The organism is Microbacterium sp. MYb62 (assembly GCF_002979475.1).
Taxonomy (GTDB): Bacteria; Actinomycetota; Actinomycetes; order Actinomycetales; family Microbacteriaceae; genus Microbacterium.
Genome location: NZ_PCOY01000002.1, coordinates 415,233 through 440,028 on the forward strand (window position 1 = coordinate 415,233; position 24,796 = coordinate 440,028).

The 24,796-nt window shown below is 68.7% G+C and carries 29 protein-coding genes; 23 read left to right on the plus strand and 6 right to left on the minus strand.

What is annotated here, in order from left to right; genetic code table 11:
* Positions 1-21: 21 nt before the first annotated feature.
* Complete coding sequence (locus tag CQ042_RS04480; protein ID WP_374954460.1) at positions 22-471, minus strand: low molecular weight protein-tyrosine-phosphatase; 450 nt, start codon at positions 469-471, stop codon at positions 22-24.
* A gap of 206 nt (positions 472-677) precedes the next feature.
* Here CQ042_RS04480 and CQ042_RS04485 point away from each other — a divergent pair, with 206 nt between their 5' ends.
* Genes CQ042_RS04485 through CQ042_RS04500 form a run of 4 tightly spaced genes read left to right on the plus strand, consistent with a single transcriptional unit; the run spans position 678 to position 2,909 of the window.
* Entirely contained in the window at positions 678-941 is a 264-nt protein-coding gene (locus CQ042_RS04485) for a hypothetical protein (protein WP_105669114.1), read from the plus strand.
* The gene (locus CQ042_RS04490) at positions 938-2,254 is read left to right on the plus strand and encodes a hypothetical protein (RefSeq protein ID WP_105669116.1); all 1,317 of its coding nucleotides are present in this window, start codon (positions 938-940) and stop codon (positions 2,252-2,254) included. Before CQ042_RS04485 ends, CQ042_RS04490 begins: the two co-directional genes overlap by 4 nt.
* A 38-nt stretch (positions 2,255-2,292) precedes the next feature.
* Positions 2,293-2,511, plus strand: coding sequence for a type II toxin-antitoxin system VapB family antitoxin (locus CQ042_RS04495; RefSeq protein ID WP_105669118.1), 219 nt, complete (start codon positions 2,293-2,295; stop codon positions 2,509-2,511).
* Positions 2,508-2,909, plus strand: coding sequence for a PIN domain nuclease (locus tag CQ042_RS04500; RefSeq protein WP_181157436.1), 402 nt, complete (start codon positions 2,508-2,510; stop codon positions 2,907-2,909). The genes CQ042_RS04495 and CQ042_RS04500 overlap by 4 nt, the downstream gene beginning before the upstream one ends.
* 9 nt (positions 2,910-2,918) lie before the next feature.
* Here the strand turns inward: CQ042_RS04500 and CQ042_RS04505 are convergent, their stop codons facing one another.
* From CQ042_RS04505 to CQ042_RS04515, 3 genes are read right to left on the minus strand one after another with little or no spacing between them, the layout of a single operon-like run.
* Positions 2,919-3,323 (minus strand): phage holin family protein, encoded by a 405-nt coding sequence (locus CQ042_RS04505; RefSeq protein WP_105669122.1) that lies wholly within the window; start codon positions 3,321-3,323, stop codon positions 2,919-2,921.
* Positions 3,324-3,357: 34 nt separating this feature from the next.
* The gene (locus tag CQ042_RS04510) at positions 3,358-3,738 is read right to left on the minus strand and encodes a type II toxin-antitoxin system death-on-curing family toxin (RefSeq protein WP_105526034.1); all 381 of its coding nucleotides are present in this window, start codon (positions 3,736-3,738) and stop codon (positions 3,358-3,360) included.
* A gap of 3 nt (positions 3,739-3,741) precedes the next feature.
* Complete coding sequence (locus CQ042_RS04515; protein WP_055866625.1) at positions 3,742-3,948, minus strand: ribbon-helix-helix protein, CopG family; 207 nt, start codon at positions 3,946-3,948, stop codon at positions 3,742-3,744.
* 82 nt (positions 3,949-4,030) lie between these two features.
* Between CQ042_RS04515 and CQ042_RS04520 the strand changes: the two genes are divergently transcribed.
* From CQ042_RS04520 to CQ042_RS04535, 4 genes are all read left to right on the plus strand, one after another.
* Positions 4,031-5,098 (plus strand): histidinol-phosphate transaminase, encoded by a 1,068-nt coding sequence (locus tag CQ042_RS04520; protein WP_105669124.1) that lies wholly within the window; start codon positions 4,031-4,033, stop codon positions 5,096-5,098.
* 116 nt (positions 5,099-5,214) lie between these two features.
* On the plus strand, positions 5,215-6,357 hold the full coding sequence (locus tag CQ042_RS04525) for a thiamine pyrophosphate-dependent dehydrogenase E1 component subunit alpha (RefSeq protein ID WP_105669126.1): 1,143 nt from the start codon (positions 5,215-5,217) through the stop codon (positions 6,355-6,357).
* An 11-nt stretch (positions 6,358-6,368) separates the two neighbouring features.
* Complete coding sequence (locus CQ042_RS04530) at positions 6,369-7,334, plus strand: alpha-ketoacid dehydrogenase subunit beta (RefSeq protein ID WP_181157449.1); 966 nt, start codon at positions 6,369-6,371, stop codon at positions 7,332-7,334.
* Between the two features lie 28 nt (positions 7,335-7,362).
* Complete coding sequence (locus tag CQ042_RS04535; RefSeq protein WP_105669130.1) at positions 7,363-8,709, plus strand: dihydrolipoamide acetyltransferase family protein; 1,347 nt, start codon at positions 7,363-7,365, stop codon at positions 8,707-8,709.
* A 202-nt stretch (positions 8,710-8,911) separates the two neighbouring features.
* Here CQ042_RS04535 and CQ042_RS04540 read toward each other — a convergent pair whose 3' ends face one another.
* A complete protein-coding gene (locus CQ042_RS04540; protein WP_105669132.1) occupies positions 8,912-10,132 on the minus strand; it encodes an ROK family protein in 1,221 nt (406 codons plus the stop codon).
* 100 nt (positions 10,133-10,232) lie between these two features.
* On the opposite strand from CQ042_RS04540, the gene CQ042_RS04545 reads away from it, so the two are divergent.
* The 7 genes from CQ042_RS04545 (at position 10,233) to CQ042_RS04575 (ending at position 17,959) form a co-directional block, all read left to right on the plus strand.
* On the plus strand, positions 10,233-11,552 hold the full coding sequence (locus CQ042_RS04545; RefSeq protein WP_105669134.1) for an ABC transporter substrate-binding protein: 1,320 nt from the start codon (positions 10,233-10,235) through the stop codon (positions 11,550-11,552).
* Entirely contained in the window at positions 11,549-12,484 is a 936-nt protein-coding gene (locus CQ042_RS04550) for a carbohydrate ABC transporter permease (RefSeq protein WP_258132025.1), read from the plus strand. The genes CQ042_RS04545 and CQ042_RS04550 overlap by 4 nt, the downstream gene beginning before the upstream one ends.
* Complete coding sequence (locus CQ042_RS04555) at positions 12,484-13,362, plus strand: carbohydrate ABC transporter permease (RefSeq protein WP_105669136.1); 879 nt, start codon at positions 12,484-12,486, stop codon at positions 13,360-13,362. Before CQ042_RS04550 ends, CQ042_RS04555 begins: the two co-directional genes overlap by 1 nt.
* Before the next feature lie 86 nt (positions 13,363-13,448).
* Positions 13,449-15,140 carry a glycoside hydrolase family 13 protein gene (locus tag CQ042_RS04560; protein ID WP_105669138.1) on the plus strand — a complete coding sequence of 564 codons (1,692 nt, stop codon included), beginning with the start codon at positions 13,449-13,451 and terminating at the stop codon, positions 15,138-15,140.
* A 55-nt stretch (positions 15,141-15,195) separates the two neighbouring features.
* Positions 15,196-16,254, plus strand: a complete 1,059-nt coding sequence (locus CQ042_RS04565; RefSeq protein WP_105669140.1) for a metal ABC transporter solute-binding protein, Zn/Mn family — start codon at positions 15,196-15,198, stop codon at positions 16,252-16,254.
* On the plus strand, positions 16,251-17,084 hold the full coding sequence (locus CQ042_RS04570) for a metal ABC transporter ATP-binding protein (protein WP_105669142.1): 834 nt from the start codon (positions 16,251-16,253) through the stop codon (positions 17,082-17,084). The genes CQ042_RS04565 and CQ042_RS04570 overlap by 4 nt, the downstream gene beginning before the upstream one ends.
* Positions 17,085-17,098: 14 nt before the next feature.
* Positions 17,099-17,959, plus strand: a complete 861-nt coding sequence (locus CQ042_RS04575) for a metal ABC transporter permease (RefSeq protein WP_105669291.1) — start codon at positions 17,099-17,101, stop codon at positions 17,957-17,959.
* A 26-nt stretch (positions 17,960-17,985) separates the two neighbouring features.
* Here CQ042_RS04575 and CQ042_RS20270 read toward each other — a convergent pair whose 3' ends face one another.
* Complete coding sequence (locus tag CQ042_RS20270) at positions 17,986-18,579, minus strand: CAAX protease (protein WP_146115343.1); 594 nt, start codon at positions 18,577-18,579, stop codon at positions 17,986-17,988.
* 278 nt (positions 18,580-18,857) lie between these two features.
* On the opposite strand from CQ042_RS20270, the gene CQ042_RS04590 reads away from it, so the two are divergent.
* The 8 genes from CQ042_RS04590 (at position 18,858) to rpsN (ending at position 24,744) form a co-directional block, all read left to right on the plus strand.
* Entirely contained in the window at positions 18,858-19,274 is a 417-nt protein-coding gene (locus CQ042_RS04590; protein ID WP_045263847.1) for a Fur family transcriptional regulator, read from the plus strand.
* Positions 19,271-20,311, plus strand: a complete 1,041-nt coding sequence (locus CQ042_RS04595) for a permease (RefSeq protein ID WP_181157437.1) — start codon at positions 19,271-19,273, stop codon at positions 20,309-20,311. Before CQ042_RS04590 ends, CQ042_RS04595 begins: the two co-directional genes overlap by 4 nt.
* A gap of 4 nt (positions 20,312-20,315) precedes the next feature.
* Complete coding sequence (locus tag CQ042_RS04600; RefSeq protein ID WP_105669148.1) at positions 20,316-21,125, plus strand: TIGR03943 family putative permease subunit; 810 nt, start codon at positions 20,316-20,318, stop codon at positions 21,123-21,125.
* Positions 21,115-23,031, plus strand: coding sequence for an Ig-like domain-containing protein (locus CQ042_RS04605; protein WP_258132026.1), 1,917 nt, complete (start codon positions 21,115-21,117; stop codon positions 23,029-23,031). Before CQ042_RS04600 ends, CQ042_RS04605 begins: the two co-directional genes overlap by 11 nt.
* Positions 23,032-23,176: 145 nt before the next feature.
* Positions 23,177-23,887, plus strand: a complete 711-nt coding sequence (locus CQ042_RS04610) for a DNA-3-methyladenine glycosylase (RefSeq protein WP_258132031.1) — start codon at positions 23,177-23,179, stop codon at positions 23,885-23,887.
* A gap of 141 nt (positions 23,888-24,028) precedes the next feature.
* The gene (rpmB, locus tag CQ042_RS04615; protein ID WP_017203559.1) at positions 24,029-24,265 is read left to right on the plus strand and encodes a 50S ribosomal protein L28; all 237 of its coding nucleotides are present in this window, start codon (positions 24,029-24,031) and stop codon (positions 24,263-24,265) included.
* Positions 24,265-24,435, plus strand: a complete 171-nt coding sequence (gene rpmG, locus CQ042_RS04620; protein WP_017203558.1) for a 50S ribosomal protein L33 — start codon at positions 24,265-24,267, stop codon at positions 24,433-24,435. Before rpmB ends, rpmG begins: the two co-directional genes overlap by 1 nt.
* Positions 24,436-24,438: 3 nt before the next feature.
* Positions 24,439-24,744, plus strand: a complete 306-nt coding sequence (gene rpsN, locus CQ042_RS04625; protein WP_017829734.1) for a 30S ribosomal protein S14 — start codon at positions 24,439-24,441, stop codon at positions 24,742-24,744.
* Positions 24,745-24,796: the final 52 nt, after the last annotated feature.

The window sequence follows — 24,796 nt, forward strand, 5'->3', positions numbered from 1 at the left end:
GAGTCCTCCTGATCGGGCCCCTCAGATGCGGGGCGTGCGGGGGAGACGCAGAGCGGGTTCGAGCTGGCGGAACAGGCCCCGAGTCGCCGCCTCAATCATACCGAGCACCGAATCGAACATCTCCGCGCCCGCGTAGTAGGGGTCGGGCACGTCGTGGGTCGAGGCGTTCGGGTCGAAGGCGAGCAGCAGCGTGACCTTGCCCTCCTCGTCCTCATCGTGCGCCCATTCCCGCAGGATGCGCTCGTGCGTGCGATCGAGGGCCACGACGAGATCGTTGTCCGCGAACGCCGCCGCCGTGAACTGGCGGGCGCGGTGCTGGGAGCCGTCGTAGCCGCGACGGGCCAGCGAGTCGATCGTGCGGTGGTCGGCGCGCTCGCCGAGATGCCAGTCGCCGGTTCCGGCGCTGCGCGAGACGATGCGGGGGCCGAGTCCCTGCCTTTCGGCGAGGTCGCGGAAGACGACCTCGGCCATGGGAGAGCGGCAGATGTTCCCCGTGCAGACGAAGATCACGCGGAAGGGATCCGGGGATGTCACAGATACATTCTGCCCGGCCTCGGCCCTCCTGCACAGCACGCGCGTCCCGCGCGATCCCTGCACACCCGGAGAGAGCCCCTCCCTCTCCACCGGTTGCGCGTCCCTGTCGGGGCGAGACGTCGGCGATCCCGGATGCTGGGGCCATGTACTCGTTCGCGCCTGACCAGTCCGTCGCCTCCTCTCCCGGGTGGGGGCGGATCATGGCGCGTCGCGAGGTCGAGGATGCGATGTCGACGCTGCAGGAGACGCGCGCGACGTTGGTATCGCTCGTCGACGCCTCCTGCTGGCGATCCGAGGGTTTCCGTGCGCTGAACGAGCTGCTCGCGCGGCTGCGCGACGACACCGGAAGAGAGATCGGCGACCTCGAGGTGAGGCAGTGGGAGCTGGGGGCAGGAGGTGCGAGATGAGCGTAAGCGCGAGCGCGCGGGCGTCGGCGGGTGACGAGGACCTGGAGATCGATCACGGCGGGGCGATCGCCGTCGACACCGAGCAGCTGCGGGAGCTCGGCGCTCGTCTGCGGAGGCTTGCATGGCGGTACGAGGAAGCTCGGGAGGCGATCGATCGCGCCCTGGCGCTCGTCTCCTCCTCTGCGGAAACGGCGCTGCACGTCGATGTCGGTGCGCTGCAGCGGAGCGGCGAGCGGCTCGGCGCCCTGCAGGCGGAGATCGAGAACGCCTGCACGGGGACGCTGCTCATGGCGGATGCGTTCGAGGTGGTCGAGCTGCGGGCGCGGGCGGAGCTGCTCGCCCTCACCGACGCGGCGGCGTCGGACGCGGCCCGGGTTCGGCTCGACACGCTGATCGCGGATGATGAGCGGCTCGGGACGATGGCGGATTGGCTGACGGCGCACTGGGAGGAGCATCGCTTCGACGGGCTCGACGAGCAGTACGACCTGGGGGGAGCGCTCTCCCCGCTCTTCGCCGCCGGCGTGCTGGTCGGTGTCGGGTCGGGGCTCGGGAAGGTCCGACCGGGGTTGACGCTGAAAGGGACGGCCGACCCCGTGCGGGTGACACCCGTGAAGTCGTCGACTCCGAGCGCGCCGCAGGGCTCCGCCGCCGCGCTTCGACGGATGCCCGGAGCGGGGGCTCAGGTGGCAGTCGAGAAGTACACCATGGCGGGCGGTGCCACCCGCTATGTGGCGTACATCTCCGGCACGCACAACTCGCTCCCGTGGCAGGCCGGAGAAGCGGAACCGTGGGACATGAAGTCGAACACCGAGCTCTATCAGGGCCGTGCGTCCGCGTCGTATCAGGCCACGGTCGACGCACTGTCCGCGACGGGGGCGAAGCCGGGCGATCAGGTCGACGTCGTGGCTTACTCCCAAGGTGGGATGATCGCCGCCCACCTCGCGATGGAGAGCGAGTTCGACGTGTCGATGCAGATGACCGCGGGGAGCCCCACCGAGCCGACGCTGGGAGATGATCAGACCCTGATCCAGCTCCGCCACACCGACGATGTCGTGTCGTCGCTCGCCGCAGGAGGTTCCGCTGCGGGTACGGGATCACCCGACAGCTTCACGGCTTCGCGCGAAGGGGACCCGCATGACGGCATGCAGGACCTGATGCTGCAGGCCCACAGCCTCGAGGCGTACATCGAGACGGCGGAGATGCTGGACGCATCGGATGATCCGCGTGCCGAGGCCGTCGACGAGTACTGGAAGGAGCTCGGCGAGGCCGTGGAGATCGAGCGCATCGAGTTCCACGCCGAGAGGACGGGATGACCGGGATGGCTGGTGTATCCGAGGTGTACCGTGTGTGTATGTCCCGTACGAATATCGACCTCGACGACGATCTCGTCCGAGAGGTCATGCGCAGGTACGACCTCTCCACGAAGAAGGAAGCCGTCGATCTCGCCCTTCGCCGTCTGGTCGGGGTTCCTCTCACGAAAGAGTTCCTCCTCGGGCTGAAGGGCACCGGGTGGAGCGGCGACCTCGACGACATGCGCGCCGACCCTCCGGCCGCGTGGAGCACCGAGTGATCCTCGTCGATTCCTCCGCCTGGATCGCCTACCTCCGGGGCGTCGACACCCCGGTCGTCGATCGTCTTGACCGTCTGATCGGCTCCGGCGCGGAACTCGCGATCACGGAGCCCGTGATCATGGAGCTGCTGGCCGGCGCGCGGAAGCCCCGGGAGCTCGCACGTGTGGAGGCGCTCGCGAACGGGCTTCTCCTCGCTCCCCTCGCCCCGATGACCGACTTCCGGGATGCGGCGGAGCTCTACCGGGCTTCCGCGGTCAACGGGCATCCGATCCGCAGCATGACCGACTGCCTGATAGCCGCCGTCGCGATCCGTCGCGGGCTGTCGCTCCTGCACGACGATCGTGACTTCGCGTTCCTGGCCGAGATCAGTCCGCTTCGCCTCGACTCGCGGGCGTGAGGCGCAGGCTCAGTCGCGGCGCTGGCGCTTGCTCTGCGGGCGCAGGATGAAGCCGAAGAGGCCGTTGATGATCGAGATGATGAGCGCGGCGAGCACGCCCCACCAGAAGTCCCCGACCGTGAGACCCCAGCCGAAGCCGCTCGTGATCCACGCGGTCAGCCACAGCAGGAACCCGTTGATCAGGAAGCCGATCAGCCCGAACGTGATGATGTAGAGCGGGAAGGCGACGATCTTCACGACCGTGCCGATGATCGTGTTCACGAGCGCGAAGATCGCGGCCACCGCGAGCAGGGTCAGCACCAGCTGCAGCGTCTCGCCGGGCGGGAAGGCGGTGATCACGACCTGCAGGGCAGGGATCAGCGTGACGACCCAGAGGGCGAAGGCATTGACGACGACGCGGATGATGAAGCGCATAGTCCGACCAGTGTCCCACGGACACCCGACGGTGTCAGCCTGCCGTGTCTTCCACGATGTGTGCGGTGATGACCTGTGCGATCTGGTTCAGATCCAAACGGCTCTGCGCGACGTCGAGAACGAAGTCGAATGCCTCGTCGTTCGTGAACGTCACCTCGTATCCGTTGAGTCGGATGAAGATGAACGTGAGGTACAGGGAGATCCGCTTGTTTCCGTCGAACAGCGCGTGGTTCTGTGCGACCGAACTGATCAGCGCCGCGGCCTTCTCTGCGAAGGACGGATAGGCATCGACTCCGAACATCCCCGCTGAGGGGCGAGCGAGCGCGGAGAAGAGCAACCCCTCGTCACGGACGTGCAGTCCGAGTTTCGCTATCAGGGCGAGGGCCTGCTCCGGCTCGATGTATTCCGTCGCCATCGCTCAGGCGTCTTCGAGTCGCTTGAGGGTCTCGGCGTAGCGTTCGGTCACCTCGTCGGCGATCGAGAGCACGCGGTCTGTTTTCGACTCGCTGTTCGCGAACCGCGCCGCCGCCTCGATGATCACCGCATGCTTCGAAGTATGCCGGGCGCGCGCGATCGCCTCGAGCTGCGCATCGAGTTCTTCCGGGAGTCGCACCGTCATCGCCATACCAGAATGGTATCATCACCCGTCACGCCTCGATAGGCCGCGTCCGAGCCCGCCGCCTGGTGCCCCTCGTAGACTCGACCTCGTGACCGAGCCGATCCTGCCCCGCATCCGTCCCGCCATCGCCGCTCTCGCGCCGTACCGCCAGGGCAAGCAGGCAGGGCCGGACGCGTTCAAGCTCTCGAGCAACGAGAATCCGTTCGATCCGCTCCCGTCGGTGCTCGAAGCGCTGCAGGGCACGACGCCGATCAACCGTTACCCGGATGCCACGGCCGGCCGGCTGCGCGAGCGGCTCGGTGCCCGTTACGGCGTCGAGCCCGACCAGGTGCACGTCGCCTCCGGCAGTGTCTCGATCCTGCATCAGCTGATCCTCGCGACCGCGTCGGTGGGCGACGAGGTCGTCTACGCCTGGCGCTCCTTCGAGGCGTACCCGAGCCTCCCGCTCGTCGCCGGGGCGACCGGCGTGCAGGTGCCGCTCACCGCCGACTCCCGCCACGACCTCGACGCGATGGCGGATGCGGTGACCGACCGCACCCGCGCGATCATCCTGTGCACGCCCAACAACCCGACCGGTCCGATCATCACGTCGGCCGAGTTCGCCGCCTTCGTCGAGCGTGTCCCGAACGACATCCTGATCATCCTCGACGAGGCGTACGCCGAGTTCGTGACGGCGCCCGACGCGATCGACGGTCTCGCCGAGCGCGTGTTCGAGCGGCACCCGAACGTGGTGGTGCTGCGCACCTTCTCGAAGGCCTACGGTCTCGCCGGCCTCCGTGTCGGCTATGCGATCGGGCACGAGAAGGTGCTCGACGCCGCCCGCACCACCGGTATCCCGCTCTCGGTCACATCTGCTGCCGAGAACGCCGCGATCGCGAGCCTGGATGCCGAACCCGAGCTCCTGGAGCGCGTCGCCGTGATCGTCGAGCGACGAGGCCGCCTCGTGGAGGGTCTCCGCGCGCAGGGCTGGGACGTCCCCGACTCCCAGTCGAACTTCGTCTGGCTGCCCGCAGGAGAGCGCACCGACGAGGTGGCCGCCGCCTTCGTCGAGAACGACCTCATCGTCCGTCCGTTCTCCGGCGCCGGCATCCGCATCTCCGTCGGTGAGGAAGCGTCGATCGGCCGCGTGCTCGACGTCGCCGCCTCGGCCCGCTGAACCGTCGTCTCGGCCGGCTTCGGGCGGTTTCCCGCGGTTTTCTCCGGATCCCGGGCAGTTACGAGGGCGTCCTAGGTATGCGTGACGGGGCATGCCGACGCCGGTAGCGTGAGACCGTGAGCACCCCCGAGACACCCCTTGTGAGCGTTCTGGACGAGACCGGACGGTACGCGCCGTCCGCCGCCGCCGAGCGATATCTTCCGCTGATCGAGGCGATCGGCGATGCGGAGCTCGAGCAGTTCTACCGGGACATGGTCGTCATCCGCGCGATCGACACCCAGGCGACCAACCTGCAGCGGCAGGGGCAGCTGGCGCTGTGGCCGCCGAGCCGTGGGCAGGAGGCGGCGCAGGTCGGCTCCGGTCGTGCGGCTCGTGCCCAGGACACGATCTTCCCCTCGTACCGTGAACACGCCGTCACCCGCATCCGTGGCGTCGACCCGGTCGACATCATCAAGCTGATGCGCGGCGTCTCGCACGGCGGGTGGGACCCCACCGACCCCAAGAACGGCAACACCCGGTTGTACACGCTCGTGCTCGGCTCGCAGGTGCTGCACGCGGCCGGCTTCGGGATGGGCCTCGTCTTCGACGGCCGCACCGGCACCGGCGACGTCGAGCGTGACGAAGCCGTCATCACCTACTACGGCGACGGCGCCTCCAGCCAGGGCGACGTGCACGAGGCGATGGTCTTCGCCGCGAGCTACCAGGCGCCCACCGTCTTCTTCCTGCAGAACAACCAGTGGGCGATCTCGGTGCCGGTGTCCACGCAGTCGCGTGTTCCGCTGGTGCAGCGCAGCGCCGGCTACGGCATCCCGAGCGTCCGGGTCGACGGCAACGACGTGCTCGCCAGCTATGCGGTCTCCCGCACAGCTCTCGACGAGGCCCGAGCCGGCAACGGTCCGCAGGCGATCGAGGCCGTCACCTACCGGCTCGGCGCGCACACCACGAGCGACGACCCGACGAAGTACCGCGGCAGCGACGAGGAGCAGTACTGGGCCGGTCGCGACCCGATCGTCCGGATGCGCGCGTTCCTCGAAGGCCGCGGGGCCTCGGGGCAGCTGTTCGCCGATGTCGAGGCCGAGGCCGCGGATGCCGCCGAGGACCTGCGCGCCCGCAGTGTCGTCCTCACCTCTCCCAGCGCCGACAAGATGTTCGACCACGTGTACAGCGAACCGCATCCGCTGATCGACGAGCAGAAGGCCTGGCGCGCACGGTACGAAGCGTCGTTCGAAAGCACGTCGTTCGAAGGAGGAGCGCAGTGACCCTCGAGACGATGCCGCTCAGCAAGGCGCTGAACGCGGGGATGCGCAAGGCCATGGAGAACGACCCGAAGGTCGTGCTCATGGGCGAGGACATCGGCAAGCTCGGTGGCGTCTTCCGCGTCACGGAGCACCTGCAGCGCGACTTCGGCGACCGGCGGGTGCTCGACACCCCGCTCGCCGAGTCCGGGATCGTCGGCACCGCGATCGGGATGGCGATGGTCGGGTACCGCCCGGTCATCGAGATCCAGTTCGACGGATTCGTGTTCCCCGCGTTCGACCAGATCACCACGCAGCTCGCGAAGCTCACCAACCGGCACGAGGGTGCGATCAGCATGCCGATCGTGATCCGCATCCCCTACGGCGGACACATCGGCGCGGTCGAGCACCACCAGGAGAGCCCGGAGGCGTACTTCGCGCACACCCCCGGCCTGCGCGTGGTCTCGCCCTCGACGCCCAACGACGCGTACTGGATGATCCAGGAGGCGATCGCGTCGAACGACCCCGTGATCTTCATGGAGCCGAAGAGTCGCTACTGGCAGAAGGGCGAGGTCGAGCTCGACGCCTCCGCCGTCCCGCTGCACTCCTCGCGCGTCGTGCGCACCGGCAGTGATGTGACCCTCGTCGGACACGGTGCGATGGTGACCACGCTGCTGCAGGCTGCCGCGCTCGCCGAGGCCGAGGGCACGAGCTGCGAGGTCGTCGACGTGCGCTCGTTGTCGCCGGTCGACTACGAGCCCATCCTCGACTCGGTGCGCAAGACCGGACGCATGGTCTACGCGCAGGAGGCGCAGGGCTTCGGAAGCATCGGCGGTGAGATCGCCGCGACCGTCATGGAGCGGGCGTTCTACGCGCTCGAGGCTCCTGTGCTGCGCGTCTCCGGCTACGACACCCCGTTCCCGCCGGCGAAGCTCGAGGGCGCGTATCTCCCGGATGCGGATCGCATCCTCGAGGCCGTCGATCGCTCGCTGGCCTACTGACATCCCCGCTCGGCCGAAAGGACTCGTCATGAGCACGCAGAACTTCACCCTCCCCGACGTCGGGGAAGGCCTGACCGAGGCCGAGATCGTGGCCTGGAAGGTCGCGCCAGGCGACACCGTCGCGATCAACGACGTGGTCTGCGAGATCGAGACGGCCAAGTCGCTCGTCGAGCTGCCGTCGCCGTACGCGGGTGTGGTGGGCGAGCTGCTCGTCGACGAGGGCGCGACGGTCGAGGTCGGCACTCCCATCATCACTTTCGTGACCGAGCCCGCCGCGGGTGCTCCGGCAGCTCAGGCTCCCGCTGCCCCCGCCGCAGAGGAGGGTGGTGGCTCGGTGCTGGTCGGCTACGGCACGGGCGGCGGTGCCACCTCGCGTCGCAAGCGCCCCGCCGAGCGTCCCGTGCGCTCCTCGGTCGGTGTGATCGCGAAGCCCCCGATCCGCAAGCTCGCGCGCGACCTCGGCGTCGACCTCACCACGGTCGCCGCGACCGGGGCTGACGGCGAGGTCACCCGGGACGACGTCATGAAGCACGCCTCGCAGGCGAGCGTCTTCCGCAACATCGAGACCCCCGAGTGGGGGACGGTGCGCGAGGAGACCGTGCCCGCGCCGCAGGCTGCTCCGGCAGGACTCGCACGCGGCCTCACCGCGACCCGGCCCTCTGCCGCCGGCGACGACCGCACCGAGTCGATCCCGGTGAAGGGCGTGCGCAAGGCCACCTCCTCGGCGATGGTGCAGAGCGCGTACTCGGCCCCGCACGTGACGGTGTGGAAGGAGATCGACGCCAGCCGCACGATGGAGCTCGTCAAGCGCCTCAAGGCCTCGCCCGACTACGCCGACATCCGGGTCTCGCCGCTGCTGATCATGGCTCGCGCCGTGATCTGGGCTGCGCGCCGCACCCCTATGGTGAACGCTGCCTGGATCGAGACCGAAGCCGGAGCCGAGATCGCCGTGCGCCACTACGTGAACCTCGGTATCGCCGCCGCCACCCCGCGCGGCCTGCTGGTGCCGAACATCAAGGACGCGCAGGACCTCGGCATGAAGGATCTGGCGCGGGCCCTGAACCGTCTGACGCTCACGGCGCGCGAGGGCAAGACCCCGCCGGCCGATCAGCAGGGCGGCACGATCACGATCACGAACATCGGTGTGTTCGGGATGGATGCTGGCACCCCGATCATCAACCCCGGCGAGGCCGGCATCGTGGCGATGGGCACCATCAGCCAGAAGCCGTGGGTCGTCGACGGCGAGGTGCGCCCTCGGTGGGTGACCACGGTCGCCGGTTCGTTCGACCACCGGGTGATCGACGGCGACGGCATGAGCCGCTTCATCGCCGACGTCGCCTCCGTGCTCGAGGAGCCCGCGCTGCTCGTGGACTGACCGCGCTGCTGGTGGACTGACCGCACTGCTCGTGGACTGATATTGGACGTCCCAGGTGGACCGACGTCGTCTGCAGCCGTCGAGTGGTCTCATGTCAGAGTCCGGGCCGCGCTGGAGCAGGCGATCACCTCAGATCAGGCCGCTCGGGCGGCAGGATGCCTGTTCTCGCTCGTCTGCCTGTCCTCGCAGCGAGCGTCCCGCGTCACGTACTCGCGGTGAGGCGCTGTTCGGCGAGGCGGGGGACGGCCCGTTCCCTGGCCGCACGCCGCGCGGTGGCGACGGCGCCGACCGACACGACCTCGGCGCCGAGCGTCGATGCGAGGATCTCGGGTGCGGGCAGGTGCAGCTCCTCGGGGAGGATGCGGCGGGCGGCGGCGAGCACGGGTTCGACGCTCTCGGCCACGGCCCCGCACACGATCACGCGCGCCGGGTCGTACATGCTGCCGAGTACGCCCACGATGCGGGCCACCACGGCGCCGACGCGCTCGGCCACGAGCAGCGCATCGGCGTCTCCGGAGGCCGCGAGCGTCAGCACGAGGCGCGGGTCGATGCGCTCCTCGTCGACGAGGCGACCGAGAGCGCCGGCACGCGGTGCCTCCTCCGCGGCGACGATCTCCCGCGCCGTGTCCTGCACGGAGTAGGGCAGCCCGTTGGCGGAGCCGACGCCGACGATGTGGTCGAACACGACGCCTTCGCCGACTCCCCCGTGCGCGCCGTGCAGCACATGGCCGTCGACGACGACTCCGCCGCCGTAGCGTTCGCTCGAGAGCAGGGCGACGTAGTCCCGGCATCCGATCGCCGCGCCGACCGCACCTTCGGCGACCGCGGCCAGCTGGGCGTCGTTCTTGATCTCGACGACGGGCGCCCAGTCGCGCAGTGCCTCGGCGAGACCGGGGTTGGTGCGCTCCCAGAAACCGTCGGGGTGCGGCGGCGAGACGCCGTCGCGGTCGACCGGCGCGGCGACGCCGACGCAGAGGGCGAGCACCTGATCGCGGGAGGCGCCGGATTCCGCGAGGGCGTCGCCCAGATTCTCGATGATGAGGGCGCGGCGGGCGGCAGCCGACTGCTTCTGGTCCACGGCGACGCGGTGGTGCACGAGCGTCTTGTCGAGCGGGTCGGCGACGGTGACCGCGAGGTGCGTGTCGCCCGCGTCGATCCCGACGACGACGCCGAGATCGGGGGAGAGGACGAAGCGTCTGGCGGGGCGTCCTGACCGGTAGCTGCCGGCGATGCGGGCGTTGGGGAGCTCGCGCAGCACTTCCGCGCCGACCAGGGTGTCGATCGCATCGATGGTGGTGGAGCGCGTCAGAGAGGTGCTCGTCATGGCATCCGTCGCGGTGAACTCTCCCGCGCTCCACGCGAAGTCGAGAACGGCGCCGACGCTCGCACGGCCCGTGCCGAGTCCCGCGGAGACTTCTGTCACGCCCCTTGCCTTCCTGTCGCCCAAATGAGAGAGTACCGTTCGTCAGAGTAAATTCGCTCACTAGATTTAGTTTGCGGATCTATGCATCGAAAGGACGACGGTGTCTGTCAAACGAACACGCGCGGTGCGGCTGATCGCCGGGGCCCTCGGGCTCACGCTGGTCGGGGCCGCCCTCACGAGCTGCGCAGCCGGCTCCGGGGCGGAGACCATCCGCTTCACCTTCAGCAAGCGCGAAGCCATCGAGTTCATGACCGAACTCGTCGCCGAGTACAACTCCTCCCAGAGCGACGTGAAGGTCGAGATCGACACCTCGGGCGTCGACGTCGTCTCCGCCAGCTTCGTGCGTGGCAATCCGCCCGACATCATGCTCGCGAACTACAACTACGAGATCGCCCGGTTTGTGCAGCGCTGCGCCCTCACCGATCTCGCAGGCACCGACGCCGCGGCGGGCATCCGCGACGACCTGCAGCCGCTCATGGACCAGTACGGCTCCTGCGCGGGGCGCACGAGCGCGCTGCCGTACTCGGTGATGGCCGCCTCCGTCATCTACAACAAGGAGATCTTCGACGCGCAGGGTCTCGAGGTGCCGCAGACCTGGGACGAGCTCATCGCCGTCTGCGAGCAGCTGAAGGCCGCCGGCATCGATCCCTTCTACGGCACGTTCAAGGACGACTGGACCGTCGGACAGGGGTGGTACGACTACACCGCCGGCGGATCGGTCGACGTGATCGAGTTCTTCGACGCGCTCGCCGAAGAGGGCACCGACGTCGGTCCGGACGCACCGGTCTCGTTCGAGAAGGACTTCGCCGAGCCCATGGACCGGATGCTGCAGCTCGCCGACGACTACACGAACGAGGATGCGGCGAGCCGAGGCTACGGCGACGGCAACCTCGCGTTCGGCAAGGGCGAGGCGGCCATGTACCTGCAGGGCCCGTGGGCGTTCAGCGAGATCGCGAAGACCGCACCCGATCTGCAGCTCGGCACCTTCCCGTTGCCGATGACCGACGACCCCGCCGACCTCGGTGTGCGCGTCAACATGGACCTCGCCGCGATGATCCCGGAGGGGTCACGTCACCAGGAGGCCGCCCGCGACTTCCTCGAGTTCCTCTACGAACCGCAGAACATCGAGGAGTACAACGCCTCGCAGCTCGGGTTCACCCCGACGAAGGGCGCCCCCGCCCCCGACGACCCGCGCATCGAAGGGATGATCCCGTACTACGACGACGGGCAGATCTATCAGGGCCCCTCGGTGCTCGTTCCCAAGACGCTTCCGATGATGAACTACGCGCAGGCGATGGTGCTCGGCGCCTCTCCCACCTCCATCCTGCGCACCATGGACGCGGACTGGGCTCGCATCGCCTTCCGCGCTCCGATCCCCTCGACGAAAGACACCGCCGCCGGTGAGGAGGGTGCATCATGACCACCACACGCACGTCAGCCTCGGACAGCACGACCCTCATCGTCACCGGCGGCGATCGGAAGCTGCGGCGGCACACCCGCCGCGTCGAGCCCATCTACTACCTGTTCCTGCTGCCGACGCTGGTGATCTTCACGCTCGCGATCACGGTGCCGGGCGTGATGGGCATCTTCTTCAGCTTCACCGACTCGATCGGCATCGGCGAATGGAGCTTCAACGGCTTCACGAACTACATCGCGATGTTCAGCGACCCGGCGATCCTGCAGAGCTACCTGTTCACGTTCGGCTTCTCGATCGCGACGGTCGTCGTCGTCAACGTGGTGGCGTTCCTGCTCGCCGTCGGCCTCACCTCGCGCATCCGCTTCAAGACGGGTCTGCGCACGATCTTCGTGATCCCGATGGTGATCTCGGGCATCATCATCGCCTACGTCTTCAACTTCCTGTTCTCGAATTCGCTCCCGGCGGCGGGTGCTGCAGCCGGCATCCCTTGGCTCGAGACGAGCCTGCTCGCCAACCCCGACCTCGCGTGGATCGCGATCGTCGTCGTCACCGCCTGGCAGGCCGTGCCCGGCACGCTGCTGATCTACATCGCCGGTCTCCTGTCGGTGCCAGGCGAGGTGTACGAGGCGGCGAGCATCGACGGCGCCAGCAAGACCCAGCAGCTCACGCGCATCACGCTCCCGCTCGTCGCGGGATACGTCGTCATCAACGTGATCCTCGGATTCAAGGGCTTCCTGAACGCCTACGACATCATCGTCGGACTCACCAACGGCGGCCCCGGCACCTCCACCCGCAGCGTCGCGATGACGATCATCGCGGGCTTCAACGGCGGCGACTACGCCTATCAGATGGCCAACGCGACCATCTTCTTCATCGTCGCCGTGCTCATCTCCCTCCTCCAGCTGTCGCTGACGCGCGGAAGGAACGCACTCTGATGTCGACGCAGACGATCACCACCCAGACCGCTTCGGGGAAGAAGCCCCGCACGCGCATGGAGCGGGTGAACTGGTCGGGCACCATCATCCTGATCCTGTGCGCCGTCACCGTTCTCCTGCCGCTGTACGTCACCCTCTCGATGGCCTTCAAGACGACGGATCAGGCGGTCGACGGCAACGCGTTCTCCCTGCCGGCGCCGTTCAGCATCGACGGATTCGTGGAGGCGTGGAACCTCACGAAGTTCCCGGTCGGCGCGGGCATCTCACTCCTCGTCACCGCGGGTACCGTGACCGCGACGATCGTGCTCGCCGCCTTCGCGTCCTACGCGATCGTGCGCAACTGGGACCGGCGTCTGTTCCGCTACTCGTTCTTCTACCTGCTCGCGGCCATGTTCATCCCGTTCCCGGTCGTCGCGCTCCCGCAGATCCAGCTCACCGGACGCTTCGGGCTCGACAACCCCTTGGGCGTGATCATCCTGGCGACCATGTTCCAGCTGAGCTTCAGCGTGCTGCTGTTCACGGCGTTCCTGCGGTCGATCCCGATCGAACTGGAGGAGAGCGCCCGCATCGACGGCGCCACGACGTGGCAGACGTTCTGGAAGCTGATCTTCCCGCTGCTCGCCCCCATGAGCGCGACGGTCGGCATCTTCGCCTTCCTCTATGCCTGGAACGACTTCATGATGCCGTCGCTCATCATCTCCGATCCGGCGCTGCAGACGCTCCCGGTACGGCAGAACCTGTTCCAGAACCAGTTCAGCAACAACTACAACGTGTCGTTCGCCTCGTATCTGATGGCGATGGCTCCGGCCATCCTGGCCTACCTCTTCACGCAGCGCTTCGTGATGGAGGGCGTCACCCAGGGTGCCGTCAAGGGCTAGACGGCGACACCGCGAGAACCACCCGCAAGAAAAGAACCACCCGCAAGAAGAGAACCACCCGCAAGAAAGAAGGAGCACCACCCCTCATGACCGATTCGCTTCTCACCGAGACCCGCGAAGCCGAGAAGACCGCAGCGTGGTGGCGTCAGGCCGCCGTCTACCAGATCTACCCCCGCAGCTTCGCCGACGCGGACGGCGACGGACTCGGCGACATCCCCGGCATCGTGTCGCGCGTCGACTACCTCGCCGAGCTGGGCATCGACGCGGTCTGGCTCAGCCCGTTCTATCCCTCGGAGCTCGCCGACGGCGGTTACGACGTCGCCGACTACCGCGACGTGGATCCGCGCCTGGGCACCCTCGCCGACTTCGATGCGATGGTCGAGGCTCTGCACGCCCGCGGCATCCACGTCGTGGTCGACATCGTGCCGAACCACTCGTCCGACCAGCACGCCTGGTTCCAGGAGGCGCTGGCCGCAGGTCGAGGTTCGGCGGCGCGCGAGCGCTACATCTTCCGCGAGGGAGCCGGCCCCGACGGTTCGGAGCCGCCGACCGACTGGGTGTCGGTGTTCGGCGGCAGCGCGTGGGAGCGGGTCGAAGACGGGCAGTGGTACCTCCACAACTTCGCCACCGAGCAGCCCGACTTCAACTGGGACCACCCGGAGGTGCGGGAGGACTTCCTCACGACACTGCGCTTCTGGTCGGACCGCGGGGTCGACGGCTTCCGCATCGATGTCGCGCACATGCTCACGAAGGACCTCAGCGAGCCGCTGCCGTCCCGGGCGGAACTCGACACCATGGACCGCACCTCGGGCAACCACCCGCTGATCGACCGTGACGATGTGCATGAGATCTATGCCGAATGGCGCACGGTCTTCAACGAGTACGACCCGCCCCGCACCGCGGTCGCCGAGGCCTGGGTCGACACTCCCGAGCGCCGCGCACGCTATGCGTCGGCCGAGGGGCTGGGGCAGGCGTTCAACTTCGATCTGCTCGTCGCCGACTTCGATGCGGCGCAGTTCCGCGAGATCATCGTCGACAACCTCGAGCAGGCGCGGCGCACCGGATCGTCGACGACCTGGGTGCTCTCGAACCATGACGTCACGCGCCACGCCACCCGCTACGGGCTCGCCCCGCTGCAGGGCCGTGCCGTGAAGCAGGGGACCGAGTGGGTCGCGGCCGGGGGGCCCGCCGACATGCTCGATCGCGAGCGCGGCCTCCGTCGCGCGAAGGCGGCCTCGCTGCTGCTGTTCGGGCTGCCCGGCAGCGCCTATCTCTACCAGGGCGAGGAGCTGGGGCTGCACGAGGTGGCCGAGATCCCCGCGGAACAGCGACAGGATCCGGCGTTCTTCCGCGGCGCCGAGTTCGACGGTCTCGGCAGGGACGGATGCCGCGTGCCGCTGCCGTGGAGCGCCGACGGCGTCTCCTTCGGGTTCGGTGCGGCGCCCGCACACCTGCCGCAGCCCGAGTGGTTCGCCGACCATGCGGCGGATGTCGAGGCGGCCGATCCCGCATCGACGCTGTCGCTGTATCGCGAGGCTCTGCGCCTGCGTCATCCGCTGCAGACCGACGAGGTGCTGGAGTGGATCGACACCGGTCGCGCCGACGTGCTGCGCTTCACCCGCCCCAACGGGTGGCAGATCGTGACGAACTTCGGCAGCGGGCCGTTCGATCTCGGCGCGGACGCCGCCGACGTGGTGCTGGCGAGCGCCCCGCTCGAAGGCTCTGCGCTGTCGGGCGAGACGACGGCCTGGATCGCCCCGGCGGCCCTGCTCGGGTAGCGCGTCTCGTCAGTCCAATTTGATAATGGTTCTCATTAACGTTTAGAGTGAGGGCATGAAGAAGCCCGTCGTCGCCCTCGCCCTCGCATCCGTCGCCGCTCTCGCGCTGGCCGGATGCTCCGCCCCCGCCGCGGGAGAGGGCGACGACGGCACCATCACGGTCGTCGCGAGCACCAACGTCTACGGCGACATCGCCGCGCAGATCGGCGGAGACCGCGTCGAGGTCGAATCGATCATCACCTCGGCCTCGCAGGACCCGCACTCCTACGAGGCGAGCGCCCGTGACCGGCTGACCGTGCAGAAGGCCGACCTCGTGATCGAGAACGGCGGCGGATACGACGCCTTCATCGACACGCTGCTGCAGGATGCGAAAGACCCGCACGTCGTCACGGCCGTCGAGTACTCGCACGATTTCCCCGGCAACGAGGGGCATGAGGACGAGGCCGACCACGACCACGCCGACGAGTCGGCGACCGATGCCCCCGCGGAAAGCGATGCCCCCGAGGAAGAAGCCCACGACCACGACCATGCCGAGGGCGAGGGCGAGGGTGAGGGCGAGGAAGGCCACGAGGGTCACGACCACATCGAGGGCTTCAACGAGCACGTCTGGTTCGACCCGCACACCATGGTCCACGTCGTCGAGGCGATCTCCGATGAGCTGTCCGAGCTCGACCCTGACGGTGCGAAGGAGTTCGCCGCCAATGCGGCCGAGCTCACCGCCGACCTCGAGGGCTTCGAGACCGACCTCGAGACCCTCAAGGCGGACGCCACGGGCGTCAACGTCTTCATCACGGAGCCGCTGCCCGGCTACCTCGCCGCCGCCGCCGGGTTCACCGACGTGACCCCCGAGGGATTCGCCGAGTCGGTCGAGGAGGGCACGGATGTCGCCCCCGCCGTGCTGCTCCAGGCGCTCGACGTGATCGGCAGCGGCCAGGTGACCGCACTGCTGACGAACGCCCAGACCGGCGGAGCCGAGACCGAGCGCGTCGAGACGGCAGCGAAGGACGCCGGCATCCCCGTCGTCGCCTTCACGGAGCTGCTCGAAGACGGATCGTCGTACTCTGAGTGGATGAGTGACGCGATCCAGAGCCTCGCCGCCGCCGTCCAGTCGTGAGCGGCGCCGCACAGCGCGAGACACCCGTCCTCGAGATCTCCGACGCGGCACTCCACCGCGGCGATCGCGAACTCTGGTCGGGACTCGACCTCACGGTCGAGCCGGGGGAGTTCATCGCGGTGCTCGGTCCTTCCGGATCGGGCAAGACCACCCTGCTGCGCAGCATCCTGGGTCTGCAGCCGCTGTCGTCGGGGACGATCCGCGTCGCAGGGGAGCCCGTGCATCGCGGCAACGCCCGCATCGGGTACATCCCGCAGCAGCGCTCGCTCGCCCCCGACACCAGCATGCGGGCGCGTGACCTGGTCGCCCTCGGCGTGCAGGGCAGTCGCTTCGGCTTCCCCATCCCGCACCGCGGCGACCGGGCCAAGGTCGACCGTCTGCTCGACGCGGTCGGGGCCTCGCACTTCGCCGATCGCCGGGTCGGACTGCTCTCGGGCGGTGAGCAGCAGCGGCTTCGGGTCGGGCAGGCTCTCGCGGACGAGCCCGCCCTGCTGCTGTGTGACGAGCCGCTGTCGAACCTCGACCTCGCGAATCAGCTCGCCGTGACCGACATCATCGACCGCCAGCGTCGCGAGCGCGAGGCGGCGGTGCTGTTCGTCACGCACGACATCAACCCCATCCTCGGCCGGGTCGACCGCATCCTCTACATCGCCGGTGGACGGTTCCTGCTCGGGACCCCCGACGAGGTGCTGCAGACGCGCGTGCTCACCGACCTCTACGGCACTCCGGTGTTCGTGCTCCGCGCGGGCGACCGGCTGGTCGTCGTCGGTGTTCCGGATGCCGAGCCCCACCATGACCACGGCGACCACGAGCACGGAGGAGCGGCATGAGCGCCGCACTGGGCATGGTGCCCCTGGTCGACTGGAGCGACGTCTTCTCGTTCCAGGACTACGGCGAGCTCGTCGCCCTGCTCTCGAACTCGATCATCGCGGGTGCCGTGCTCGGCATCGTGGGCGGGCTCATCGGCGTCTTCGTGATGCAGCGCGACCTCGCGTTCGCGGTGCACGGAGTGAGCGAGCTCTCGTTCGCGGGCGCCGCCGCCGCGCTCCTGTTCGGCGGCAGCGTCGTGGCCGGATCCCTCGGCGGCGCGCTCGTGGCGGCGATCCTCATCGGGATCCTCGGTGCCAAGGCCAGGGATCGCAACTCGATCGTCGGCGTGCTCATGCCGTTCGGCCTCGGCCTCGGCATCCTGTTCCTCTCCCTCTACGACGGCCGCAGCGCGAACCGCTTCAGCCTGCTCACCGGGCAGATCGTCTCGGTCTCGAGCCCGGACCTCGGCTGGCTGATCGGCATCAGCATGGTCGTGCTGCTCGGACTGCTGGTCATGTGGAACCCGCTGCGGTTCGACTCGCTCGATCCGGAATCGGCCGCCGCGCGTGGAGTGCCGACCCGGGCGGTGAGCCTGCTGTTCATGGTGCTGCTCGGACTCATCGTCGCGGTGAGCGTGCACATCATCGGGGCGCTCCTGGTGATGGCGCTGCTGGTCACGCCCGCCGCGGCGGCGATGCGCGTCACCGCCGGCCCGATCGCCGTGCCGCTGCTGTCCGCACTGTTCGGGTTCGTCTCGGCGGTCGGCGGCATCCTGCTCGCCCTCGCCGGCACGCTGCCGGTGAGCCCCTACATCACCACCCTGTCGTTCACGATCTACGTGGTGTGCTGGATCGTGCAGCGCGCCCGTGCCCGAGTGCGTCGTGTGCGGGCCTGAGGCTTGCGTGTCGGCGGCGCCGCTCGTCAGGGCGCGGAGCTGAGCACCTCGGTTACTGTGCTGTGGGCGACGATATGTCCCCGAAGCGGCTCTGAGAGGCTTCTCGCAACAAAAACGATGCTTCGCCGTAGGTTCTCGGGATGCCGATCGTAGGTGGACTCGTTGTGCGCGAGCCGATTCCGGACATCCCGCAGGTCGTCGAGTGCAGCGTGAATCTTGGCACGATCCGTGCCGGGGGCGTATGCCTTATGGAGGGCGGGAACCCAGAGCGTCTTCTCATGGAGGCTGTCAGTCAGGTACGACCAGAACCCGAACATGAACTCGGCGATCACCTTGCCTCGGTGTACTCCGTTTCCTTCGGAGAACTTGGCGTACTTTCGAGCCTGCTTGATCGCGTTGCGTGGCGTGGCATTCTTATCCTGAGCCACGCCATGTTCGTCCGTGGTGAGGTGCTGCGGGAGCAAAAACACGGCGACATCGGGTTTGATCCAGTCGTCACCGGCGACAGCAGGATGGGAGAGGAGTGCGCAGTCGTACGCGTTCCTCAAGCCAACTTCCAGATGTCCAAGATCATGGAGCAACGCGGCGGAGAGACGAGCGTTCCACTCGTAGATCTGCAATGCCTTGTCGTGATCTCCGCGAGCTGCACTCAGGTACTTTGCGTACCGGCCCGGTGACAACCATGCGGTAACCCAAGAATCGCGATCGGGTGACAAGACCTATCCGTTCGTCTAGAATAGAGACAGCGAGAGCCCTTGATGACCGATGCTGTTGATTCAGTACGTTACTCGGGCCACGACTTTGAAAGCCCCGGTATCAGGAAACTGACCCGGGGCTTTCGCTTTGCGCTGAGATCCACTCCCAGCCCTCGCCAACCCCCGCGGCCTAGACTCTTCGTATGGCTCAGCGGAACACCTGGCAGCGCGAACGCGTGCGCGAAGCACTCGCCGACGCGCGGGGATTCGTGAGCGCGCAGAGCCTGCACGCCTCGCTGCGCGACGACAACACCGGCATCGGCCTCGCCACCGTGTACCGCGCACTGGCCGGGCTCGCGGCATCCGGAGACGCCGACTCGCTGCAGAGCCCCGAAGGTGAGGCGCTCTATCGCGCGTGCACCACGCAGGGCCACCATCACCACCTGATCTGCCGATCCTGCGGTCTGACCGTCGAGATCGAGGCGAAGGACGTCGAGCAGTGGGCGCACCGCACCGCCGCACTGCACGGCTTCACGGAGGCCGCCCACGTGGTCGACATCTTCGGGCTGTGCACGCCGTGCGCCAACAAGCGCGACGCCGAGAGGGCCGCGTCCGCGTGAGCTCCTCCGCAGCAACGGCGACCCGTCACGGCCACTCCCATCGCCCGGCACCCTCGCCGCGATCGGCATGGATCGGCGTCGGGCTCGGTGCCGCGATCATCGCCGCGCTGTTCCTGATCGACGCCTTCCTGCCGACGCTGTTCCCCGCCTCGCTGCCCACCCGCGCGCAGGACGGACTCACCCTCGCGCTGAGCGTCCTCATCGAGGCGCTGCCGTTCGTGATCCTCGGGGTGCTGCTGTCGATCGTGGTGCAGGTGTGGCTCCCCGCCGACGTCATCCACCGGTGGCTGCCCAAGCGCGCCTGGGCCCGCCGTGCCGTGCTGTCGCTGCTGGGCATGCTGATCCCGGTGTGCGAGTGCGGCAACGTGCCCTTCGCCCGCGGGCTCATGATGCGCGGGCTCGCTCCGGCCGAGGCGATGACGTTCCTCATCGCGGCGCCGATCGTGAACCCGATCGTGATCCTCACCACGCACGCGGCTTTCGGCTGGGACGGCGGCATCCTCGTCGCCCGCCTCGTCGGCGGCTACCTGATCGCGAACCTGATCGGCTGGATCTACAGCCGCCACCCCGACCCCGACGGCATGCTCACCCAGCGCTTCGTCGACACCTGCGACCGCGTCACGCACGAACCCGGCACGCCCGTGCGCCGCAGCCTGACCCAGTTCCTCATCGAGCTGCGCGCCGTGATGCCCGCGCTCGTGATCGGTTCGGCACTTGCCGGAGCCGTGCAGGTGCTGATCCCGCGGGAGTGGCTGCTGGCGATCGGCTCGAACCCGGTGCTGTCCATCGTCGCGATGATGGTGCTCGCCATGACCGTGGCGATCTGCTCGAACGTCGATGCGTTCTTCGCGCTGTCGTTCGCCTCGACGTTCTCCTCGGGAGCCATCGTCGCCTTCCTGCTCGTCGGACCGCTCGTCGACATCAAGATGCTCGCGCTCATGCGCACCACGTTCACCGGGCGCACACTCGTCGGGATCGTCGGCATCGTGCTCGCCGCGGCCTTCGCGATCGGGATCGGGGTGAACGTCCTTGTCTGAGCAGATGGCGCGGTCTGAGCAGACCGCCGCCCGCGTCCGCGCACTCGGCACCCGCTGGCTGGGTGTGGGGCTCGCCGCCGTGATCTCGGTCGTCACGCTCGGCCTCGGCCTCACCGGGCGCCTCAACCTCTACATCAGCCCCGAGTCGGTGTGGTTCGCCTGCGCCGCCGCGGTCGTGACGCTGGCCGGAGCCATCTGGTCGTGCACCCTCCCGCTCGGCGAAGAGGGCGACCACGGGCATGATCACGGCCCGGTGGCGGAGACGGTCGATGACGCGGATGCCGGTACGGCGCGAGCGTCTTCCCGCCGCACGTTCGCCGGCGTCGGCGCGGTCGCGGGCGGCGTGATCGCCTCGGGCGTCGTCGTCGCCGGACTCGTGCTCCCCCCGGCATCCCTGTCCGTCGAGCTCGCGATGTCGCGCGCGGGGGAGCAGAGCGCCTTGTTCGCAGGCGCCGACACGGTGGCGCTCGGCGTGGCCGACACCTCGACCTTCGGCGTGGGCGACTGGGCCAGCGTGTTCGCCGCGGCGACGAACACCGCCGCCTACGACGGTGCCGCCGTGAAGCTCACGGGCTTCGTGACGCCGGACGGCTCGGACGATGACGCCGTGAACCTCACCCGCCTCGTCATCACCCATTGCGTGATCGACGCGCAGACCGCGCTCCTGCCGGTCGCTGTGGATGCGGGCGAGTACGCGACGGGGCAGTGGGTCGAGATCACGGGAACCGTGCGCGCGGACGCCGACGGCAAGCTCCGCATCGAACCGAGCGACGTCGTCGCGATCGACGAGCCGGGAGACCCGTATGAGTACTGACGACGAGCGTCCCGAGGTGCCCGCCGTCCCCCGGACCCGCGCGGAGATGCGGGCGGCCAGGGAGGCTGCCGAGGCGGCGGAGGCGGAACGCATCGATCGCGCGATCGAGACGCCGGAGCACGCCGCACCGCACGGGGACGAACCGGATGCCGGTGCGGGTGAGGCCCCCGATCGTGATGCCCGGGTCCGCGACGGCGCTGATCGCGAAGCCGCCGTTCGCGAAGCCGCTGTCCGTGATGCCGCTGTCCGTGATGCCGCTGTCCGCGAGGCCGGTGACCGTGAGGTCGCGGAGCAGGAGGCAGCCGCCCGGAAGATGGCCGCCTTCGAGGCTGCCGCGCGGGAGGATGCCGAGGCGACCGCGCTCCCCGCGGTCCCCGTCGCCCCTGAGCCCGTGTTCGTCGGCGCCGCGCCGGTCATCGACGTGCCCGCCGGCGCCGCTCCCACCGGAGCCGCCGAGACCGCGACGTCCGGTGTCGCCGCTCCCGCGCTCCCGCACGCCCGCATCCCCTCCGGAGAGCAGACCGGCGGTGCGCCCCCGAACCGCCGCCGCTTCCTGCTCACGATCGGCGCGGTCCTGGGCGTCCTGGTCCTGGTCGGAACGGGATTGGGCATCGCCAGCCTGCTGCAGGGGCCGCGGCTCAGCGACGTCCAGGTGGACGCCGCGCAGGCGATCGAGTCCTCCGGGAGCCGGATCATCCTCACCGCCAATCAGGCGCTCGCCGAGATCGATCCGGCGCAGGTGACCGTCGAGCCGGCCGTGCCCTTCACGGTCGATGCCTCCGGCCGTGGCGTCGGAGTCCGCTTCACCGTTCCGCTCGACGACTCGACCACGTACACGGTTCGCGTGGCGGACGTCGTCGGTGCCGGCGGCGGCCCGTCGACCACGTTGACGACGAGCTTCGAGACGCCGGCCTCCCACATCTTCCTGCTGCGCCGCGACGTCGAGGGCAAGGACAAGATCTTCCTCACCGACCTCGGCGGTGAGAAGGCCGTCGCGGTCTTCGAGCACGACAGGATCAACGACTTCCGGGCGACGTCCACGCAGCTCGTCGTCGCGGTCGAAGAGGACGACGGCTCACATCTGCTCGTGATGGATCGCGACGGGACGGATCAGCGCGAGCTGCCTCTGCCCGGCGAGGGCAACGTCGGCGCGGTCCAGGTCTCCGAGCGCGGCGGACTGGTCGGCTACAGCTACTCCGATCGCGAGCTGAGCGACACCCAGGGGCGCGCGAGCGTGCTCGTGACCCAGTCGCTGAGCGGCGATGACGAACCGCAGATCATCGAGGTCGCCGGCGTGGAGGCCAGCGTCTTCGTCTGGCAGTTCGTGCCCGACAGTGCCGCGGTGCTGTTCATCGACTTCGACGGCGCGCTCTCTCTCCTCGACCGCTCGAGCGATGCCGGCGTCCAGTCCCTCGGCCTCGCTGCCACGATCCAGGGGATCTCGCGCGGCACGTACACGGCGATCGTCGAACGGCTCGACGGCGCGGTGGTCGAGCTCAACCTCGCTGACGGGTCGGAGCAGCCGCTCCCGGCATCCGATCCCGACTACGGCGCGGCCACCTCGATCACCCCGTATCCCGGTGGCACGCTCCGCCACGTCGTCGCCCGCGACGAGGCGGGTCTCCCGATCGGGCAGGCGGTCATCCGTGTCGACGACGACGGCGCGGCGACCCCGCTCGTCGAGGTCGCCTCCACCGACTCGATCCTGCAGGCGTGCGCGTCGCCGAGCGGCCAGTACGCGGCCGTGGTCATCGCGCCCGATCTGGCGAACAACCCGTACGACGGGATGCAGCTGCCGCTGCCCGAGGCGGTCGAGACGCACCTGATCGACATGGACTCGGGGAAGGAGCTCGTCGCCCTCACCGGGTTCGACGCCTCCTGGTGCCAGACGGCCCCGCGGTTCTGACATGTCTCGCGGCGCCGGCACCTCCCGCGGTTCTGAGATTCCCCGCGGTTCTGAGATTCCCCGCGGTTCTGAGATTCCCCGCGGTTCTGAGACTTCCCGCGGTTCCGACCTGACGCGCGGTGCTGAAACGTCCTCACCGGGCGCGCTGCGCCGTGCCCTCAGGGCCGAGCTGGGTGCCTCCGCCGTCGACGTCGCCCCCCGCCTCCTCGGGGGCGAGTTGCGCACCTTCGTCGCGACGTCGGCCGATGGCGTTCCGGTCGAGGTGCGCCTGCGTATCACCGAGGTCGAGGCGTACCACGGGCAGGGTACGGGGGAGATCCCCGATCCCGGATCGCACGCCCGGATGGGGCGCACGGCGCGCAACGCCACGATGTGGGGGGAGCCGGGGCACCTGTACGTGTATCTGAGTCACGGCATCCACTCCTGCGTCAACGTGGTGTGCGGGCCGGAGGGGCAGGGGGACGGCGTTCTGCTGCGGGCGGGAGAGGTGGTGGTCGGCGAGGATGCCGCAGCGCGTCGCCGCGGAGTGGACCTGCCTCTCGGACGCATCGCGCTGCGCGACCTCGCGCGCGGTCCCGGTCGTCTCGGCCAGGCTGTGGGGCTGCGCCATCCGCTGCATGACGGGATCGATGCGATCACGGGCGAGGAGCGGCACGGCGCACACGCCGAGCTCTGGCTGGGCGCGCAGCGGAGCGACGTCGCATCCGGTCCGCGGGTCGGGGTGGCCGGAGTCGCCGGGACCGGGGCGTTCCCCTGGCGCTTCTGGATCGACGCGGATCCGACGGTGTCGCCGTTCCGGTGGGGGCGTGGAGCGGCCGAGGCCGCAGCGCTCGGCACGCCACCCGTGCTAAACTGACTCTTTGTCTGCGCACACTCCTGTGCGCAGTTCGCGTGCTTCCCCCTCAGTGACCGAGAGATCGGGCGTGGCGGGGTCGCGTGCAGACAAGGGATCTTGGGTGGGGCCATCTGGCCTCACGGTAGAGAAGGAGTCACCATCATGGCAGCAGTGTGCCAGGTGACCGGAGCAGTTCCCGGCTTCGGTCACAACGTCTCGCACTCGCACCGCCGGACGAAGCGCCGCTTCGACCCGAACGTGCAGAAGAAGACCTATTTCGTGCCGTCGCTCGGTCGTAAGATCACGCTCAACGTGTCCGCCAAGGGCATCAAGGTGATCGACGTCCGCGGCATCGAGAACGTGGTCAAGGACCTCCAGGCGAAGGGTGTGAAGCTCTAATGGCCAAGAAGGCTCAGGACGTACGTCCGATCATCAAGCTGCGGTCGACGGCAGGTACGGGTTACACGTACGTGACGAAGAAGAACCGCCGCAACACCCCCGACCGCCTCGTGCTCAAGAAGTACGACCCGGTCATCCGTCAGCACGTCGAATTCCGAGAGGAGCGTTGATCAATGGCTAAGAAGAGCAAGATCGCTCGCAACGAGCAGCGCAAGGTCATCGTCGAGCGTTACGCCGAGCGTCGCGCCGAGCTGAAGAAGACCCTGGTCGACCCGAACGCCACCGACGAGGCCCGCGAGGCCGCACGCGTCGGCCTGCAGAAGCTGCCGCGCAACGCGTCGCCGGCTCGCGTGCGTTCGCGCGACGTCATCGACGGCCGCCCCCGTGGTGTCCTCACGAAGTTCGGCATCTCGCGTGTCCGCTTCCGTGACATGGCGCACCGTGGCGAGCTGCCCGGCGTGACCAAGTCGAGCTGGTAAGTCTCAGCAGACAGCCGAAAGGGGCGAGGATCTTCGGATCCTCGCCCCTTTC